The 18218-nt window shown below is 68.9% G+C and carries 18 protein-coding genes; 15 read left to right on the top strand and 3 right to left on the bottom strand.

Annotated features, from left to right (window positions below; genetic code table 11):
• Positions 1–2: 2 nt before the first annotated feature.
• The 13 genes from pcaB (at position 3) to ABL840_RS25360 (ending at position 14524) form a co-directional block, all read left to right on the top strand.
• A complete protein-coding gene (gene pcaB, locus ABL840_RS25420) occupies positions 3–1217 on the top strand; it encodes a 3-carboxy-cis,cis-muconate cycloisomerase (protein ID WP_093201202.1) in 1215 nt (404 codons plus the stop codon).
• The gene (locus ABL840_RS25415; protein WP_093201199.1) at positions 1214–1645 is read left to right on the top strand and encodes a carboxymuconolactone decarboxylase family protein; all 432 of its coding nucleotides are present in this window, start codon (positions 1214–1216) and stop codon (positions 1643–1645) included. Before pcaB ends, ABL840_RS25415 begins: the two co-directional genes overlap by 4 nt.
• A complete protein-coding gene (locus ABL840_RS25410) occupies positions 1642–2874 on the top strand; it encodes an MFS transporter (protein WP_176947604.1) in 1233 nt (410 codons plus the stop codon). The genes ABL840_RS25415 and ABL840_RS25410 overlap by 4 nt, the downstream gene beginning before the upstream one ends.
• Positions 2871–3635 carry an alpha/beta fold hydrolase gene (locus tag ABL840_RS25405; protein WP_093306713.1) on the top strand — a complete coding sequence of 255 codons (765 nt, stop codon included), beginning with the start codon at positions 2871–2873 and terminating at the stop codon, positions 3633–3635. Before ABL840_RS25410 ends, ABL840_RS25405 begins: the two co-directional genes overlap by 4 nt.
• 134 nt (positions 3636–3769) lie before the next feature.
• A complete protein-coding gene (locus tag ABL840_RS25400) occupies positions 3770–5665 on the top strand; it encodes a sugar phosphate isomerase/epimerase and 4-hydroxyphenylpyruvate domain-containing protein (RefSeq protein WP_093306712.1) in 1896 nt (631 codons plus the stop codon).
• Between the two features lie 60 nt (positions 5666–5725).
• Positions 5726–7135, top strand: a complete 1410-nt coding sequence (locus tag ABL840_RS25395; protein ID WP_093201191.1) for an MFS transporter — start codon at positions 5726–5728, stop codon at positions 7133–7135.
• A 65-nt stretch (positions 7136–7200) separates the two neighbouring features.
• Entirely contained in the window at positions 7201–7890 is a 690-nt protein-coding gene (locus ABL840_RS25390) for a DsbA family oxidoreductase (RefSeq protein WP_093306711.1), read from the top strand.
• Positions 7891–8011: 121 nt separating this feature from the next.
• Positions 8012–8482: a hypothetical protein gene (locus ABL840_RS25385; protein WP_093201186.1), complete on the top strand. Its 471-nt coding sequence runs from the start codon at positions 8012–8014 to the stop codon at positions 8480–8482.
• Between the two features lie 53 nt (positions 8483–8535).
• The gene (locus ABL840_RS25380) at positions 8536–10086 is read left to right on the top strand and encodes a DUF1800 domain-containing protein (protein ID WP_093306710.1); all 1551 of its coding nucleotides are present in this window, start codon (positions 8536–8538) and stop codon (positions 10084–10086) included.
• A gap of 158 nt (positions 10087–10244) precedes the next feature.
• Positions 10245–11456 carry a DUF1501 domain-containing protein gene (locus tag ABL840_RS25375; protein ID WP_093201181.1) on the top strand — a complete coding sequence of 404 codons (1212 nt, stop codon included), beginning with the start codon at positions 10245–10247 and terminating at the stop codon, positions 11454–11456.
• Positions 11457–11799: 343 nt separating this feature from the next.
• Positions 11800–13167, top strand: a complete 1368-nt coding sequence (locus ABL840_RS25370; protein WP_093306709.1) for an NHL repeat-containing protein — start codon at positions 11800–11802, stop codon at positions 13165–13167.
• 60 nt (positions 13168–13227) lie between these two features.
• Positions 13228–13743, top strand: a complete 516-nt coding sequence (locus tag ABL840_RS25365; RefSeq protein WP_093306708.1) for a hypothetical protein — start codon at positions 13228–13230, stop codon at positions 13741–13743.
• 34 nt (positions 13744–13777) lie between these two features.
• Entirely contained in the window at positions 13778–14524 is a 747-nt protein-coding gene (locus ABL840_RS25360; protein ID WP_093201174.1) for a tRNA-uridine aminocarboxypropyltransferase, read from the top strand.
• Between the two features lie 19 nt (positions 14525–14543).
• Here the strand turns inward: ABL840_RS25360 and ABL840_RS25355 are convergent, their stop codons facing one another.
• The 3 genes from ABL840_RS25355 to ABL840_RS25345 all read right to left on the bottom strand — a co-directional run bounded on the left by ABL840_RS25355 (position 14544) and on the right by ABL840_RS25345 (position 16397).
• On the bottom strand, positions 14544–15371 hold the full coding sequence (locus tag ABL840_RS25355; RefSeq protein WP_093201171.1) for an HDOD domain-containing protein: 828 nt from the start codon (positions 15369–15371) through the stop codon (positions 14544–14546).
• A gap of 165 nt (positions 15372–15536) precedes the next feature.
• Entirely contained in the window at positions 15537–15923 is a 387-nt protein-coding gene (locus ABL840_RS25350; RefSeq protein ID WP_093201168.1) for a VOC family protein, read from the bottom strand.
• Between the two features lie 21 nt (positions 15924–15944).
• Positions 15945–16397: a helix-turn-helix transcriptional regulator gene (locus tag ABL840_RS25345; protein WP_093201166.1), complete on the bottom strand. Its 453-nt coding sequence runs from the start codon at positions 16395–16397 to the stop codon at positions 15945–15947.
• 180 nt (positions 16398–16577) lie between these two features.
• Between ABL840_RS25345 and ABL840_RS25340 the strand changes: the two genes are divergently transcribed.
• Entirely contained in the window at positions 16578–17000 is a 423-nt protein-coding gene (locus tag ABL840_RS25340; protein ID WP_093201163.1) for a hypothetical protein, read from the top strand.
• 72 nt (positions 17001–17072) lie between these two features.
• Positions 17073–18197 carry a 3-deoxy-7-phosphoheptulonate synthase gene (locus tag ABL840_RS25335; protein ID WP_093306707.1) on the top strand — a complete coding sequence of 375 codons (1125 nt, stop codon included), beginning with the start codon at positions 17073–17075 and terminating at the stop codon, positions 18195–18197.
• Positions 18198–18218: the final 21 nt, after the last annotated feature.

The raw sequence follows: 18218 nt of genomic DNA, 5'->3' as shown, positions 1-18218 counted from the left end.
CGATGAGTATTTTCGAAGGCTTCCTTTCCACTTCCGAAACGCTAGGCGCCTTCAGCGACCGCGCCTTCGTCGACGCCATGCTGCGCTTCGAGGCAGCACTGGCGCGCGCGCAGGCCGCCGAAGGGCTGATTCCCGAGAGCGCCGCGCATTCGATCGTGAGCAGCTGCAAGGTCGAGCTGTTCGACGTCGCCAAGATCGTGCGCGAGAGCGGCCGCGCGGGCAGCGTCGCGATTCCGCTGGTGAAGGCGCTGCGCGAGGCGGTCGGCCTCTTCAATGCCGAGGCCGCGCCCTTCGTGCATTTCGGCAGCACCAGCCAGGACGTGATCGACAGCGCGATGGCGCTGGTCACGCGCGAGGCGGTCGCGCTCGTCGAGACCGACCTGGCCAAGGCCGCCGACGCGCTTCTGCGCCTGGCCGTGACGCACGCCGAGACGCCGATGCTCGCGCGCACGCTGATGCAGCCGGCCTCGGTCACCAGCTTCGGCTTCAAGTGCGCTGGCTGGGCCGCACCGCTGGTGCGCAGCCGCATCCGCCTGCGCGACGCCGCGAAGCATGCGCTGCAGCTGCAGCTCGGCGGCGCCATCGGCACGCTGGCGCAGATGAAGGGGCAGGGCGCGGCGGTGCGCAAGCGCATGGCCAAGGAACTCGGCCTGGGCGACCCCGGCGCGACCTGGCACACGCAGCGCGACGAATGGGTCGCGCTCGGCTGCGAGCTGGGCCTCATTACCGGCAGCCTGGGCAAGATCGCGGTCGACATCTCGCTGCTCGGGCAGTACGAGGTCAGCGAAGTCACCGAGCCCAGCGAACCGGGGCGCGGCGGCTCGTCGGCTATGCCGCACAAGCGCAATCCGGTGGCCTCGATGGTCGCCATCGCCGCCGCGCACCGCGCGCCGCAGCGCGTGGCCGCCTTGCTCGGCGCCATGCCGCAGCAGCACGAGCGCGCCCTCGGCGCCTGGCAGGCCGAACTGGCCGAATGGCCGCAGCTGCTGATGTCGGCGCACGGCAGCGTGCGCGCGATGGCTGCCGCCTTGCCCGGCCTGCAGGTCGACGCCGCGCGCATGCGCGCCAACATCGACCGGCTGCGCGCCGAACTCCCGCGCGACGCGGCGGACGAATGGTTCGACCCCGCGCTCGCGCACAACGCCGGACAGACCGCGCTCGCCGAAGTGAAGGCGCTGCAGGCCCGGCTCGATACAGACAAGGAACTCTCCCGATGACCACCCCCGAAAACCCGCCCGTCCAGCCCGGCGTCTATGAAGCCGGCCTCGTCAACCGCCGCCGCGTGCTCGGCGACGCCTGGGTCGACAAGTCGCTCGCCAACCGCAACGGCTTCAACGCCGAGTTCCAGGAACTCATCACGCGCCACGCCTGGAACGACATCTGGGGCCGCCCCGCGCTGGGCGACAAGACGCGCCGCTACATGGTGCTGTCGATGATGCTGGGCATCCACGCCTACGAGGAATTCGCGATGCACGTGCGCGCCGCGCTCGACGCGCCGCCCGAGTCGCGCCTCACGCCGGACGACATCAAGGAAGTGATCATGATGGCCGCCATCTACTGCGGCGTGCCGGTGGCCAACCACGCCTTCGGCATCGCGACGGGCATCCTGCGCGAGAAGGGCCTGCTGCCTGCGGCGCCCCAGTGACCGCGCCGGTCACTCCCGGCAAAGGCCGGAAAGGCCGCTTCGGCATCACTTTCACTTTGCTGTTGCCGCTGCTGCTGGCGGCGCAGCCGGTGGCCACCGACAGTTATCTCCCCGCGCTTCCCGCCATTGCGAAGGAGCTCGGCTCGGCCAGCACCAGCCTCACGCTGTTCGTGCTGGCCTTCGGCTTTGCGCAGCTGCTGTGCGGCCCGCTGGCCGACCGCTTCGGGCGGCGACCGGTGTTGCTGGCGGGGCTGGGCTGCTACACCGTCGCGGCGCTGGGCGGCGCGTTCGCCGACAGCGTGGCGCTGCTCGCAGGCTGGCGCACGCTGCAGGGCTTCTCGATGGCGGCCATCCTGGTGTGCGCGCGCGCCGCGGTGCGCGACCTCTATCCCGCGCACGAAGGTCCGCACGTGATGGCGCGCGGCCTCACGGGCCTCGGCATCGTCGGGCTGATGGCGCCGCTGCTCGGCGCGTGGCTGGTGCAGGGCGCGGGCTGGCGCTGGGTGATGGCTGCGATGGCCGTCTATGCCGCGGTGCTGTTCGTGCTCTGCTGGCGCTCGTTCGGCGAAACGCGCCGGCCGGTGGGCGAGGGCGAGTCGTCCGCGCCGCGCGGCAGCACGCGCGCGGTGTTCGCCAGCCGCTCGTTCCGTGCCTGGGCCTCGGTGGCCGCCACCACCTACGGCGGGCTGTTCTGCTTCCTGCTGCTCTCGCCGATGGTCTACATCGGCTATCTGGGCTGGTCGCCCGCCTGGTACGGCTGGATCCCGGCCGGCGGCTCGCTGGTCTACATCTTCAGCACGACCATGTGCCGCAGCCTGCTGCGGCGCTACGGCCCTGTGCGCACGGTGAAGCTCGGTGCATCGCTGAGCCTGGCCGGTGCCACCATCCAGGCGCTGGGCTGCTGGCTCATGCCGCTGAGCGCTGTGCCGCTGCTGTTCGGCCACGCGGTCTACTGCCTGGGCCACGGCATCCACCAGCCCTGCGGGCAGGCGGGCGCGGTGGGCGACCTGCCGCACCTGGCGGGCCGGGCCGTGTCGTGGTCCGGCTTCGGCATGATGATGGTCGCGTTCTGCGCGGGGCAACTGGCCGCGCGTTTCGTCGACGCCGATTTTTCCAACGGCGCCTGGCCGATGGTGCTGCCGATGCTGCTGGCCGGCAGCATGCTGGTGGCCATCGCATTCCTCTGGCTGCCGCGTCTGCAACATCCGAGAAAGGAAACCACACCATGACCCGTTTGAATGTCATTCGCGAGGGCGATGGCCCGATCGTCGTGCTCAGCCATGCGCTGGGCTGCGACCTGAGCATGTGGGACGGCGTGGCCGCGCAGCTCTCGCGTGCCCACACGGTGCTGCGCTACGACCACCGCAACCACGGCGCTTCGGAAGTGGTGCCCGGCGCGCTGCGCATCGAGACGCTGGCGCAGGACGCGGCAGAGCTCATCCGGCGCGAGGCGGGCGGAGAGCCCGTGCACTTCGTCGGCCTCTCGATGGGCGGCATGACGGGGCAGGCGCTGGCGGTGAGGCACCCCGAGTTGCTGAGGACGATGGTGATCGCCAATTCGGCCGCCCACTACCCCGACCAGTCGCCCTGGCGCACGCGCGTCGAGACGGTCGCCGCCAGGGGCGTGGCGGCCATCGCCCCCGGCGCCGTGTCGCGCTGGCTCACGCCGGCCTACGTGGGAACACCCGAAGGCGCAGTCGCGGCGAAGACGCTGCACGACGTGCTGGTGCGCACCGACGCGCAGGGCTACATCGAGAGCTGCAACGCGGTCGCGGCCATCGACTTCCGCGAGAGCAACCGCCGCGTTGCCGTGCCCACGCTGGTGATCGGCGGGCTTCAGGACGAGGCCACGCCCATGACCATGTCCGAGGCCATGGTGGGCGCCATTCCGGGCTCGCGCCTGGCCACCATCGATGCCGCGCACCTGAGCGCGGTCGAGCGGCCGGTGGAGTTCACACAGCTGCTGATCGATTTCTGGCGCAGCCTTTGAGGGGCGCGGGCGGGGCGGCCGGCCTAGGTGTATCCCGTATTTCGTGCGAATGATGGACGCATGTGATCGATCATCGATCAAAAGGCTGCTGAATTGATTGTGGAGCGGTCCGGGTGTTCCTAAAGTCCACCCCCATGCATCGCTCCATTGCCACCGTCTCGCTCAGCGGAACGCTCCGCCAGAAGCTCGAAGCCGTCGCCGCCGCCGGCTTCGATGGCATCGAGCTGTTCGAGGCCGACTTCATCAACTTCAAGGGCACGGCCGCCGAACTGCGCCGCATCGCGGGCGACCTGGGCCTGAGCATCGACCTGTACCAGCCGTTCCGCGACTTCGAGGGCATGCCCGAGCCGCAGTTCCGCCGCAGCCTGGAGCGCGCCGAACGCAAGTTCGACCTGATGGAGGCCATGGGCGCGCCGATGGTGCTGTGCTGCTCCAACACCTCGCCGCTGGCCATCGACGAGCCATCGCTGGCCGCCGCACAACTGCACGAACTGGCCGAGCGCGCCGCGCGCCGCAACCTGCGCGTGGGCTTCGAGGCGCTGGCCTGGGGCCGCCACACCTCGCTGTACGGGCAGGCCTGGGAGATCGTCAGGCAGGCGAACCACCCGCACCTGGGCTTGATCCTCGACAGCTTCCACACGCTGTCGCTGAAAGACGATCCGGCGGGTATCGCCGCCATTCCGGGCGACAAGATCTTCTTCCTGCAGATGGCCGATGCGCCGCTGCTGTCGATGGACGTGCTGCAGTGGGCGCGCCACCACCGCTCGTTCCCGGGGCAGGGCGACTTCGACGTGGTCGGCTTCTTCGAGCAGGTGCTGCGCGCGGGCTACACCGGGCCGCTGTCGCTGGAGATCTTCAACGACATCTTCCGCGAGACGCCGAACCGCCGTACCGCGGTGGATGCGATGCGCTCGCTGCTGTACCTCGAGAGCGAGGCGCGCCAACGCCTGTCCGCCACCGGCCGCATGCAGCCGCAGCGCGTCGAGCTCTTCAACCCGCCGCCGGTGCCCGCGCTCTCGGGCCTGTCCTTCATCGAGTTCGCAGCCGACGAGGTGTCGGCCGCGACGCTGGCCACGCTGCTCGGGCAACTGGGCTTCCGCCGCATCGGCAGGCACCGCTCCAAGGCCGTGACGCTGTACCGCCAGGGCGAGATCAACCTGATCGTCAACGCGCAGCCCGATTCCTTCGCCCGCGAGCGCTTCGAGGCGCACGGCACCTCGGTGTGCGCGCTGGGCGTGCGCTGCGACGATCCGCTCGCCGCGGTGGGTCGCGCCACCGCCATGCGCTCGCAGCGGCACGACAGCCCGGTCGGCCCCAACGAGCTGCGCGTGCCGGCCATCGTGGCGCCGGGCGGCAACCTGATCCATTTCGTGCCCGAGGCACTGGGCGCCGACGGCCTGTACGAGGCCGACTTCATCCTCGAGGACGAAGGCGCCGGCGCCAATGAAGCCGGCCTGCAGCGCATCGACCACGTGGCGCTGGGCCTGGCTGTCGACCAGCTCGACACCTGGGTGCTGTTCACGCGCGCCGTGCTCGGCCTGGAGCCCGGCGAGAGCCTGGAGCTGGCCGACCCGTTCGGGCTGATCCGCAGCCGCGGCGTCGCCAACGCCGACCGCAGCCTGCGCCTCGTGCTCAACGTGTCGCTGAGCCAGCGCACCCGCACCGCGCGCACGCTGAGCGTGACCGGCGGCGGCGCGGTGCACCACATCGCGCTGAACTGCGCCGACATCTTCGAGGCGGCCGCGAAGCTGCGCACCAACGGCACGCGCTTCGTGCCCATCTCGGACAACTACTACGACGACCTGGCCACGCGCATCGACATCGAGCCCTCGCTGCTTTCGCGCATGCGCGAGGCGGGCGTGCTGTTCGACCGTTCGCCGGCCGGCGACTACCTGCACATCTATACCGAGAGTTTCGAGGGCGGACTGTTCTTCGAGGTCGCGCAGCGCGTGGGCAGCTACGACGCCTACGGTGCCCTCAACGCACCGGCGCGCATGGCCTCGCAGGCGCAGGACCGATCGACAGATTGACCTATTGATTGACCGACAGAGAGCCGATTTCATTTTTTTCGTCACCACTGGAGACAACACATGGCAAGCAACACAGCCCGTGAGCCGCAAGGCAGGCACCAGTCGAAGAAGGCCGCGGCAAGCGGCTGGATCGGCTCGGCGCTGGAGTACTACGACTTCTTCATCTACGCCACCGCCGCGGCGCTGATCTTTCCGCAGATCTTCTTCCCGAAGGGCGACCCGACGACGGCCATCGTCGCCTCGCTCGCGACCTACGGCGTGGGCTATGTCGCGCGTCCCATCGGCGCCTTCGTGCTCGGCCACTGGGGCGACACGCACGGTCGCAAGCAGGTGCTGGTGCTTTGCATGTTCCTGATGGGCTTCTCCACCGTGGCTGTCGGCCTGCTGCCGACCTACGACCAGGTCGGCCTGCTGGCTCCCGTGCTGCTGGTGCTGCTGCGCCTTGTGCAGGGCTTCGCGGTGGCCGGCGAGATCTCGGGCGCGAGTTCGATGATTCTCGAGCACGCTCCCTTCGGCCGACGCGGCTTCTTTGCGAGCTTCACGCTGCAGGGCGTGCAGGCCGGCCAGATCCTGGCGGCCGCCGTGTTCCTGCCGCTGGCGCACTACATGCCGGAAGAAGCCTTCAACTCGTGGGGATGGCGCATTCCGTTCCTGCTGAGCTTCCTGGTCATCGTGGCGGGCTACATCATCCGCCGCGAGGTCGACGAGACGCCGGCCTTCGCCGAAGTCGACAAGAAGGGCGAAACGGCCAAGGCGCCGATCATCCAGGCCTTCACCGACAGCTGGGCCGACATGCTGCGCGTGGTCTGCATGGCGCTGATGAACGTCATTCCGGTGGTGGCCACCGTGTTCGGCGCGGCGTATGCCGTGCAGGCCGCCTACGGCATCGGCTTCCAGAAGGACGTGTACCTGTGGATCCCCGTGCTCGGCAACATCCTCGCGGTGATCGTCATTCCGTTCGTGGGCAACCTGTCGGACCGCATCGGCCGCCGCCCGCCGATCATCTTCGGCGCGCTGGTCTCGGGCCTGCTGTCGTTCGTGTACCTGTACGCCATCAGCATCCGCAACGTGCCGCTGGCCATCTGCATGTCGCTGCTGATGTGGGGCGTGGTCTACCAGGGCTACAACGCGACCTTCCCGAGCTTCTATCCGGAGCTGTTCCGCACCCGCAACCGCGTGTCGGCCATGGCCATCTCGCAGAACATCGGCACCACCTTCACCGCGCTGCTGCCTGCTCTGTTCGCCGCTGTCGCGCCTCCCGGCTCGACCAACGTGTGGTTCACCGTGGGTGCCATCACCCTCGCGGTGACGGTGCTGGCGGCCCTGGCCGCGCTGAGCGCCCGCGAAACCTACCGCATCCACATGCGTGACCTGGGCGACCCGAACGCGGTGCCCGTCGACAAGCAGGAGTACGACCGCATGCGCGAGCAGACGATGCAGGAAGCTCGCCTGGCCAAGGCTGCCGCCTGAGAGGCCATTCGCAGGACGAAGACCTTTCGCCTGCCAAGGGTTGTGGCGCCGGGAAGAATGGCGCCATGACCTCCACATCTTCCCCCTCCCGCCTCAAGATCGACTTCGTCTCCGATGTGTCCTGTCCCTGGTGCGCCATTGGCCTGAGTTCGCTCGAGGCGGCACTGGGGAAGGTGGCACCGGAGATCACCGCGGACCTGCACTTCCAGCCCTTCGAGCTGAACCCGCAGATGCCGCCCGAAGGCCAGGACACCTTCGAGCACCTCAACCAGAAGTACGGCTCCACGCGCGAACAGCAGGCGCAGTCGCGCGAAATGATCCGCCAGCGCGGCGCGGCGGTGGGCTTCGAGTTCAGCCCCGAAGGCCGTCCGCGCGTCTACAACACCTTCAACGCACACCGGCTGCTGCATTGGGCCGAGCTCGAGAGCCCGCAGAAGCAGGCGGCGCTGAAGAAGCTGCTGCTGAAGGCCTACTTCACCGACAGCCAGAATCCCTCCGACCCCGAAGTGCTGGTGCGCGCCGCCACCGAAGCGGGGCTCGACCCGGTACGTGCACGCCAGATCCTGGACGGCGACGAGTTCGCGCAGGAAACCCGCGAGCGCGAGCGCATGTACACCGACGCCGGCATCCACTCGGTGCCCGCGATCATCATCAACGACCGCCACCTGATCTCGGGCGGCCAGCCCGTCGAGGTGTTCGAGCGGGCCCTGCGCCAGATCGCCGGCGCTGCACCTTCGGGGCTTGCCACAGCCTGACTTGGCCGGTGCCCAAGCGCCAGCTTTGCGCAGCGTTACGACGGTAAAGAGCGTCAACGCGAAGGGGCTTGCGGTGGTTGAGGAGGCGTCCCTACAGTCCTCAATCACTGGAGCCCCGAAGATGAATAAGAAAAGCCTAATTGCCGCTCTCGCCCTCATGGCCGCGGCTTCGTTGCCGGCACTGGCGGACGAATACGGCAGGCACCCGTTCTATCTCCACGCCCTGTCCGACCTGCGTACCGCGGCCTGGAAAGTGGAGCACCGCCGTCCCGAGGACGGGCAGGTCTCGCGCGACGAGCAGGTGGTGATCGACGAGATTCACGCCGCCATCGGCGACCTGCAGCACGCCGCATGGCTCGATGGCAAGCCCGTCGAATGGCGCGAGCCCACCGATGCATGGATGCCGCCCGAAGGCCGCCTGCATGCGGCGGTCGACCTGCTGCGCAAGGTGCGCTCCGACGTCGCACGTGAAGAGGACGATCCGCGCTCGCGGCCGTTCCAGCAGCGCGGCCTTGCGCACGTCGACCTTGCGCTCGCCACCGCGCAGCACGCCATCGGCGACGTTCGCCGCCACGACCTGCGCAGGGAGTGAGGGCCGTGCCGGCCACTACCGTCCTGCCGTTTTTCTCCACGCGGCGCGCGTCGATGGCGCTGGGCGCCTGCGCGCTGGCGCTGCTCGCGGCCTGCGCGAGTACCGAGGGAGATCGCCGGCCGCAGGTCTCGGTGTCGCTGCCCTCGGCGCAGGTGAACGATGCCACGCGGCTGCGCTGGCTCGATCGCGTGAGCTGGGGCGCCAATGCGAGCAGCGACGCGCAGCTCGCGAAGCGCGGCCTCTCGCTGTGGATGCGCGACCAGCTCAACCCGCGGCCCGCGCCGCTGCCGCCGGCCGCGCAGGCGCAGATCGACGCGATGGAAATCTCGCGCATGCCGCTCGACCAGCTCGTCACCGAGCTCGACGCGCAGCGCAAGGCGGCCGACGCGCTGCCCGACGAAGACCAGAAGAAGGCCGCGCGGCAGGCCTACCAGCAGCGGCTCAACGGGCTGGTGCGCGAGGCGCAGCAGCGCTTCGTGCTGCGCGCGCTCTATTCGCCCAACCAGCTGCAGGAGCAGATGACCTGGTTCTGGATGAACCACTTCAACGTCAACCTGCGCAAGGACAACATCCGCGCGATGGTGGGCGACTACGAGGAGAACGCGATCCGCCCGCACGCGCTCGGCAGGTTCCGCGACCTGCTCGGCGCCACGTTGCATCACCCCGCGATGCTGCGCTACCTCGACAACGCGCAGAACGCCGCCAACCGCATCAACGAGAACTACGCGCGCGAGCTGATGGAACTGCACACGCTGGGCGTGGGCGGCGGCTACACGCAGGGCGACGTGCAGGAGCTGGCGCGCGTGCTCACCGGCGTGGGCGTGAGCTACCAGCCGCTCGATGCACCGCCGCCGAACGTGCGGCCCAACCTGCGCGCCGACTACGTGCGCAAGGGCCTCTTCGAGTTCAACCCGAACCGGCACGACTACGGGCCGAAGACATTGCTGGGTCAGCCGATACAGGGCAAGGGCCTGGCCGAGGCCGAGGAGGCGCTCGACCGCCTCGCGCGTGCGCCGGCCACCGCGCGCTTCGTCTCGCGCAAGCTGGCCGTGTACTTCGTCTCCGACGAGCCGCCGCAGGCGCTCGTCGACCGCATGGCTGCGGCCTTCACGCGCAGCGACGGCGACATCGCCGTCACGCTGAAGGCGCTGTTCGAGTCGCCCGAGTTCTCGGCTTCGCTGGGTCGCAAGTTCCGCGACCCGGTCCACTACGTGATCGCCGGCGTGCGGCTCGCGTACGACGACCGCGTGGTGTCGAACGTGAACCCGATGCTCGGCTGGATCAACCGCATGGGCGAGCAGCTCTACGGCCACGAGACGCCCGACGGCTATCCGCTCAACGAGGCCGCCTGGGCCAGCGCAGGGCAGATGAACACGCGCTTCGAGATCGCGCGGGCCATCGGCGCGAACGGTGCCGTGCTGTTCCGCGCGGACGACAAGGCGCCGCTGGAGAAGCCTGCGTTTCCGCCGCTGGCCGATTCGCGCGCGGTGCGCACGATGCAGGGCAGCATGAGCACGGACACGCGCGAGGCACTGGCGCAGGCGAAGAACCCGCAGGAGTGGAACACCTTCCTGCTGGCTTCGCCCGAGCTGATGCGCCGCTGAGGTTGGGGTTTTTCTCCCTCCCCCGCTGGGGGAGGGCAGGGGTGGGGGCACAGCGGCGTTCGATGAAGCGCTGAGGCTGAACAAGCGCCGCATGCCCCCATCCCAACCTTCCCCCAGAGGGGGAAGGAGCAAGGCAAGAAGAAAGAAAGGACACCGTCATGCAACGTCGAGAACTCCTGAAGCTCGCGGCCGCCGTGCCGTTCGCGGGCGCCGCCGCCAGGGTGATGGCCGCGCCCTCCGCGGAAGGCGCCAAGCTGCTGGTCGTGTTCCTGCGCGGCGCGTACGACTGCAGCAACCTGCTCGTGCCCACGAGCAGCGACTTCTACTACGCCTCGCGCCCCAACATCGCCATCGCGCGGCCCGGCTCGCCCAACGGCGCGCTGCCGCTGGACGGCGACTGGGGCCTGCACCCCGCGCTGGCGCAGAGCGTGATGCCGATGTTCCAGCAGAAGCAGGCCTCGTTCATCGCCTTTGCGGGTACCGACGACCTCACGCGCAGCCACTTCGAGACGCAGGACTCCATCGAGCTCGGACAGGCGCTCGACAGGCGCCGCGACTACCGCTCGGGCTTCCTCAACCGGCTGGCCGGCGTGCTCGGCGCGGGGCCCGTCACCGACGTGTCGCCCATCGCCTTCACCGATCAGTTGCCGATCTCGATGCGTGGCAGCGCCAAGGCCGCCAACATGGCGCTGGCCGGCAATGCGCGCTCGGGCATCGACGCGCGGCAGAGCCAGGTCATCACGGCCATGTACCGCAACACCCCGCTGGCCCAGCCGGTGGCCGAGGGCTTCCAGGTGCGCGACGAGGTGATGCGCGCGGTGCAGGCCGAAATGGATGCCGCCAGCCGCAACGCCATGTCCGCCAAGGGCTTCGAACTGGTGGCGCGCCGCATGGCGCTGCTGATGCGCGACCGCTTCGACCTCGGCTTCGTCGACGTCGGCGGCTGGGACACCCACGTGGGGCAGGGCGGCGCCACCGGCTATCTCGCCAACCGCTTCGAGGAGCTGGGCCGGGGCGTGGCCGGTTTCGCGCAGGAGATGGGCGACGACGCATGGCGCCAGACCGTGGTGGTCGTCATCAGCGAGTTCGGCCGCACCTTCCGCGAGAACGGCAACCGCGGCACCGACCATGGCCACGGCACCGTCTACTGGGTGCTGGGCGGCGGGCTCTCGGCACAGGCAGGCGGGCGCATCGTCGGCGAGCAGCAGGCGCTGACGCAGGCCACGTTGTTCCAGAACCGCGACTATCCGGTGCTCAACGAATACCGGGCGGTGTTCGGCGGGCTGTTCCAGCGGATGTACGGGCTTTCTCCGGCGCAGCTCGCGAAGGTGTTCGACGGCGTAGCGCCCAAGGACCTGCGGCTGGTCTAGCCGGCGGCGCCGATGCCGGCCGCGGTGGCGACGGCCGGCCTTCCTTTTCTTCCTTTTCTCCTCCCTCGAGGGGCCTGCGTTTCAGGACGCCGGCCCCGCGTGTGCGTGCGTCCAGATATCCCCAATTTCGGTGATAGCTGGGACACAAATAGTTAACGAAGATAAGGATCTTCAGACTTCTCGGCAGCTCTCGCGGGGGCGTTTTTTGCTCCGTCCGGGGTCTTCGCGCCTCAGCCAAGACCTATCGCTGCCTCTGGAATTCTTCTTCCGGAGCCAGCCACGGCTGTCGAAAACCGTCGTTTCGCCGCCAGGCGCAACGCCCAAGAACAAGAAAAGGAAACCGATGTTCTCGCTCCGTTCGACTCCTCTTGCCCGCTTCTGCGCCATCGCCGCTGCCGTCATGGTCCTGGCTTCCTGCGGGGGCGGCTCCGGAGGAGGCGGCTTCGTTCCGCTGGCGCCCGTCGCACAACCGCAGCCTCAGCCCGAGACACCCGTCGCGACGCACGCGATCGGCGGAACCCTCAGCGGCATCACGAGCGGCAAGCTCGTGCTGCAGAACAACGCGGGCGATGACCTGACGCTCACTGCGGACGGCAGGTTCAGCTTCGCGACTCCCGCCAAGGAAGGCAGCGCCTATGCCGTCACCGTGCGCACCCAGCCGCTGTGGCAGTTCTGCACCGTGGGTAATGGCAGCGGCAATGCGGCCGCCGAGGTCACTGGCGTGACGGTCACCTGCGCGGAGGCTCAGGCGACGGTGTCGACACTGGCCGGCTCGGGCACCGAGGGCAAGCTCGACGGCGACGGGCTCGCCGCCGAGTTCGCCAGGCCCAGGGGCGTGAGGGTGGATGCAGCCGGCAACCTCTACGTGACCGATACCCGGTACAAGCTGATCCGCAAGGTTTCTCCCTCGGGCGCCGTCACGACCGTGGCGGGCAGCGGCGCTGGCGGAACCCTCTCCGATCCTTTCGACCTTGCCCTGGATGCCGACGGCAACATCTATCTGACCGAGCTCATGGGCAACACGGTTCGCAAGGTCACGCCGGCAGGGGCGGTGAGCACGCTGGCGGGGTCCGGCAGCTTCAGTTCGGTCGACGGGCACGGCACCAGCGCATCTTTCAACCAGCCTTCGGGCATTGCCTTCGACGCGCAGGGCAACCTTTTCGTCGGCGACTCGCAAGGCCAGAAGATCCGCAAGATCGCGCCCGACCTCGAGGTCAGTACCTTCGCAGGCTCGGGCGCCCAGGGCACAGCCGACGGCACCGGCACGAGCGCGACCTTCAGCGTGCCCGCCGGCATCGCGATGGACGCCGCGGGCAACATGCTCGTGACCGACTTCGGCAGCCACGTGATCCGCAGGATCACGCCGCAGGGCGTGGTCACGACGCCGTTCGGCAAGCGGAGCACCAGCGGTTCCGTCGACGGGAAGGGCAACGACGCGACCTTCTCCTTCCCGGTGGGCATCGCGATCGACTCCAGCGGCAGCCTCTACGTGGCCGACAGCACGACCCACGTGATCCGCAGGATCACGCCGGACGGCATGGTCAGGACCCTGGCGGGTACCGCGGGCAGATCCGGGGCGAAGGACGACGTGGGCAAGGCAGCGTCGTTCAACACTCCCTACGGCGTGGCGGTGGACGCCGCGGGCAACGTCTACGTGGCCGACCAGTTCAACCACAAGATCCGCAAGATCACGCCGACGCCCGCGCCCTGAGCCGCCAGGGCCCTCATGCGCCATGATCCGGGCCGACGTGCGAGAAGGATCGAGACAAACATGGCCGTGATCGGTGAACACCTGCGAATGCCCGAGCTGCAGCGGCTCGGCTTGTCTGCCCCGCTGATGCAGCTGGCGGCCGGCCAGTGCATCCACGAGGCGTTCCGCGGCTCCTGCCTGGGGCCGCCGTTCTATGCCTACCGCGGCGCCGGCGTGCCCGAGGGGCCGACGCTGGTTCCGCTGTGGGACCACGGCAGCAGGGTCTGCTGCCTCCGGGAGACGGCGGGTGGCCTGGAGTTCATCGAGTTCAGCATCGAAGACCCTGCCGGGTTCGAGCGCGTCGCGGGCACGGAGCAGGGGTTCTGGGCGACCCGATTCGACTTCCTCTACGAATGCGAGCTGCCCGACGAAACCCTGCGCGAGGCCGCGGCGCGGGTCGGCTTCCGCTTCCTGGAGCGGCATCTGGCGCAGAGAGAGGCCGCGGAGGAGCAACTCGGGAGCTTCAGCAGCCACCGTGCATGGCTGCGGGAACTGGTGGCGGGCATCGACCGCGACGAAGCTGGAACTGCCGCCTGATCGCAGCGGCGGCGACACCGCCGAGAATCCCCGCATGCCCCATGCCGTTTCCCTTCTTCGCGCCGCGCGCCTGGCACGAAGCGCCAAGCCCTTTCTTGCCCGTGGCGGCTTCAAGCGCGAGCGCTGCGCGGGCTGTCGCCTGGTGCCCAGCCATTGCATGTGCGCCATGCGCCCTTCGATCGCAACGCGCGCTGGCGTGTGCCTGCTCATGGCGGACATCGAGCCGCTCAAGCCCACCAACACCGGCTGGCTGGTCGCCGACGTGGTGGCCGACACCTTCGCCTTCGGCTGGGCCCGCACCGAGACCGATCCGGCGCTGCTGGCGCTGCTGAACGACCCGCAATGGCAGCCCTACGTGGTGTTCCCGGGGCAGTACGCGGCGCCCGAGAGGGTGGTCGAGGCTGTTCGGTCGCCCGGCTCCGAGGGCAGCGCTGCCGGGAAGCGCCCGCTCTTCATCCTGTTCGATGCGACCTGGGCCGAGGCGCGCAAGATGTTCCGCAGGAGCCCATACCTCGACCGGCTGCCGGTGCTGAGCCTGCAGCCGCAGCAGATCACCCAGTACAAGCTGCGCAACTCCGGCCGCGACGACCACTTCTGCACCAGCGAGGTGGCCGCGATGTGCATGAACCTGGCGGGCGAGCATGTCGCCGAGCAGACGCTGGAGGCCTATCTGACGGTGTTCACGCACCACTACCTGCGTGCGAAGAACCAGCAGCCCGTCTTGTGGGAGGGCGCAGCCCACCAGAGGTTGCGCGAGGTGGCCGGCCTGCGGCCTGGATGACTGCCGGGCGGCAGCGCCGTCAGGCGATCATCGATTCGAGATCGGCCGCAAGCTCGCGCGGCGCCGGCATTTCCTGGACGATGTCCTCGGTGATGCCGACGGCCATTGCCGACTGGCTCGGCCAGAAGCCGCCGATGTTGCCCAGGTCCACGCCCTGGCGCTCCAGCGCAACGCGCCACACGGCCAGGTGCAGGATGCCGCCGAGCACGTCGGGATGCTCCGACTTGGCCGGGCTCACGAAGCTGGAGAGCGCGCCGACCAGGTCGGGGGCGAAGCCCCAGCGCTGCGCCAGGGAGGCGCTCACGTCGCCGTAGTGATAGCCGAACTCGACCAGCTCGAGCTGCGCGCGCCCCAGTGCCTCGAAGGGGTGGGTGGCGTTCAGCGCCGCGACGCGGGCGGGCATCGCCTGCGCCATGATCAGGTGGCCGATGGCGTGCATGCTGCCCGCGGTGAAGGCCAGGTTGGGGTCGACCTGCCGCGTCTTGGAGGCCAGGTACCTCGAGACCGAGGCCACGCGCAGGCTGTGCGCCCAGAAGGCGGGGAGGCCGACGCCGTCCACCTTTCGGAAGGCGCCCGCCAGGCCCGAGCTCACGACCACCGAGCGGATGGCGGAGAGCCCCAGCATCAGGATCGCGCCCTGTATCGAGGAAATCTTGCGCCGCAGCCCGAAGAGCGGCGAGTTGACCATCTGCAGCACCTTGGCGGCGAGCACCTGGTCGAGTTCGATCCGGTGCGCGATGGCTGCGAAGGACACCTCGTCGTCCCGCAGCATCTCCATCAGATCGGACACCACCCTCGGTACGGTGGGAAGCGACTCGTCATTGGCAAAGAGTTCGTCGAGTGTCATGGCGCTGGGTTTTGTTGTCTGGCCTATGTATGCAAAAGATTGTCCTCCAGCACACCCCCAGGCAAACGCCCGAACAGACGCGAATACGCAATTTCTACTGATTCCGGTAGGTCCGGAGCCACTCCTGCAGGCCCTTTGCGGGGTTCGGCGGGGTTCGGCGGGGTTCTACCCTCGAAGCTGGTAGATCTGGATCAGGTTGCCGCAGGTGTCCGCGAAGATCGCGAGCCTGACCTGCCCGTGGTCGATGGGATCGGTCGTGAAGCGCACGCCGTGCTCCCGCAGGCGTTTGACGTCGGCCTCGATGTCGTCGCTCTGGAAGGCGGTTGCGGGTATACCCTGGCTCATCAGCGCCTGCTGGTAGGCACGGGCGGCGGGGTTCGCGTCGGGTTCGAGGGACAGCTCCGTTTCGCCGCCTTCGGGCGAACGGACCGTGAGCCACCTGTACTTGCCGGCGGGCAGCTCCCGGCTTTTCACGAAGCCCAGGACCTGGGTGTAGAAGGCCAGGGCCTTGTCCTGGTCGTCGACGAAGATGCTCGTGAGGTTGATGCGCATGATGTGATGGGACGAAAGGCGTCAGCGAAGTGCGGGGCCGCCATCCTGCCCCACATCGCCGCGCGCGACTTCGCCGAAATCAAGGTCGCGGGCATGGGCCTGGTTCATGAGCGCGATGCATCCGAGGGGCGCCACGAACGGCTCCGCCGTGCGCCTGTATCTCCTGGGCGGCATGCCGAAGTGCCTGCTGAACAGGCGGGAGAAGCTCCCCTGGCTGGCGAAGCCCAGCGCAAGGCCGATCTGCGTGGCCGGCTCGTCGGTGGACACGAGCATCTCCCGCGCGCGCTCCAGCCGTGCTCGCGTGCGGCATTGCAGCGGCGTCTCGCCGAAGAGGGCGCTGAACTGGCTGATGAAATGCGAGGTCGACAGGCGGGCTTCCGCCGCCAGGTGCGCCACGCTGGCCGGCGGCTCCAGTTCGCACTGGAGGCGCCGGCGGGCATCGCACATTCGCTTGAGCAGGCCGGGGGAGATCATGGCGGGGCAGGGCGGAGGCCGGACGTGGTTGCGCGCATTGTCGCCACGCCCCGTGCCGGACGCCACCTATGAGCCCGCCTGCCGATGTGGCACCATCGCCGCCTGCGGACAACGGCCCTGCCTGCCGGGGTTGCCGGATTGGCCGCTGCCGGGCTCTCCCACCGCTTGGAGGAAGTCAAGATGTCTGCAGCCATGTTCGCCGCCTTGTTCTTCACGGTGGCACTCCTCGTCACTACGGCGTACTTCATCATGGGCTCCATCCCGCTCCTGGTGCTGAAGCACGACACGCCGCTCGACGCCCGCTTCGTGCGGGGCTTCTTCAACATCTACTACGTCGCGGCATTCGTCACCGCCTCGGCGACCGCGCTCAGCTTCGCCACTGCCGGCCGCCTGTGGATCGCGGCCGGGGCCGCCGTGCTGGCGGCGATCTCGGTCGTGCTGCGCCGGAAAGTCATTCCGAAGATGGACGCGCTCGGGGCGCAGATCCAGTCGAACTACATGGATGCGATACCCGGGTTCCGCAGGACCCACGTCATCGCGATCCTGATCAACATCGCTCAGCTGGCGGCCATCGTCTGGTGCCTCATCGCGGTGGGAAAGTGAGCCTCCGCGCCGCGGGGCGGCGTCGATAGGACAATCGGGGGGCAGCCATCAATTCCGAACACAGCCACGACCATGTCCCGCCTCGACGACCCCCTCCACGACGCCGAAATCGGCTCCCGCGACAGCACCCTCGACACCACCCGCATCGACGACGTGCGCATCGGCGCCGTCCGTCCGCTCATCACCCCGGCGCTGCTGCAGGAGCGCGTGCCCGTTCGCGACAACACGCTGGCGCTGGTCGAAGGCAGCCGCGCCGCCATCGCCGACGTGCTGCACGGCCGCGACGACCGGCTGGTGGTGGTGGTCGGCCCCTGTTCCATCCATGACCACGACCAGGCCATCGAGTACGCGCAGCGCCTGAAGAAGGTGGCCGACTCCCTGCAGGACGACCTGCTCATCGTGATGCGCGCCTACTTCGAGAAACCGCGCACCACCGTCGGCTGGAAGGGCTACATCAACGACCCGCACCTGGACGGCAGCTTCGCGATCAACGAAGGCCTGGAGCGCGCGCGCCGCCTGCTGCTCGAGCTGACCACCCTGGGCCTGCCGACCGGCACCGAGTTCCTCGACCTGCTGAGCCCGCAGTTCATTGCCGACCTGATCGCCTGGGGCGCCATCGGCGCACGCACCACCGAGAGCCAGAGCCACCGGCAGCTGGCGTCGGGCCTGAGCTGCCCGGTCGGCTTCAAGAACGGCACCGATGGCAGCATCAAGGTTGCGGCCGACGCCATCCTCGCGGCCCGTGCGCCGCATGCCTTCATGGGCATGACCAAGATGGGCATGGCCGCCATCTTCGAGACCCGCGGCAACGACGACTGCCACGTGATCTTGCGCGGCGGCAAGGCCCCCAACTACTCGGCCGCGGATGTCGCGGCCTGCTGCGAGACCCTGGAGGCAAGCGGCCTGCGGCCCCAGGTGATGATCGACGTCTCGCACGGCAACAGCAGCAAGCAGCACCAGCGGCAGATCGTGGTCGCCGAGGACGTGGCGACGCAGATCGCGGGCGGCGAGAGCCGCATCACCGGCATCATGATCGAGAGCCACCTGGAAGAAGGGCGGCAGGACCTGAAGCCAGGCGTCGCGCTGAAGCACGGTGTCTCGATCACCGATGCCTGCATCGGCTTCGCGCAGACGGTGCCGGTGCTGGAGGGGCTGGCCTCGGCGGTGAAGGAGCGGCGGAGGTTGTCGAAGGGGTGAGGCTGCGATGGCGCGCCGCGC

Source organism: Variovorax sp. NFACC27 (genome assembly GCF_048301545.1).
GTDB lineage: Bacteria > Pseudomonadota > Gammaproteobacteria > Burkholderiales > Burkholderiaceae_C > Variovorax > Variovorax gossypii.
Note: the sequence above shows the minus strand (reverse complement) of the source record. Positions and strands in the feature narration are given on the sequence as shown.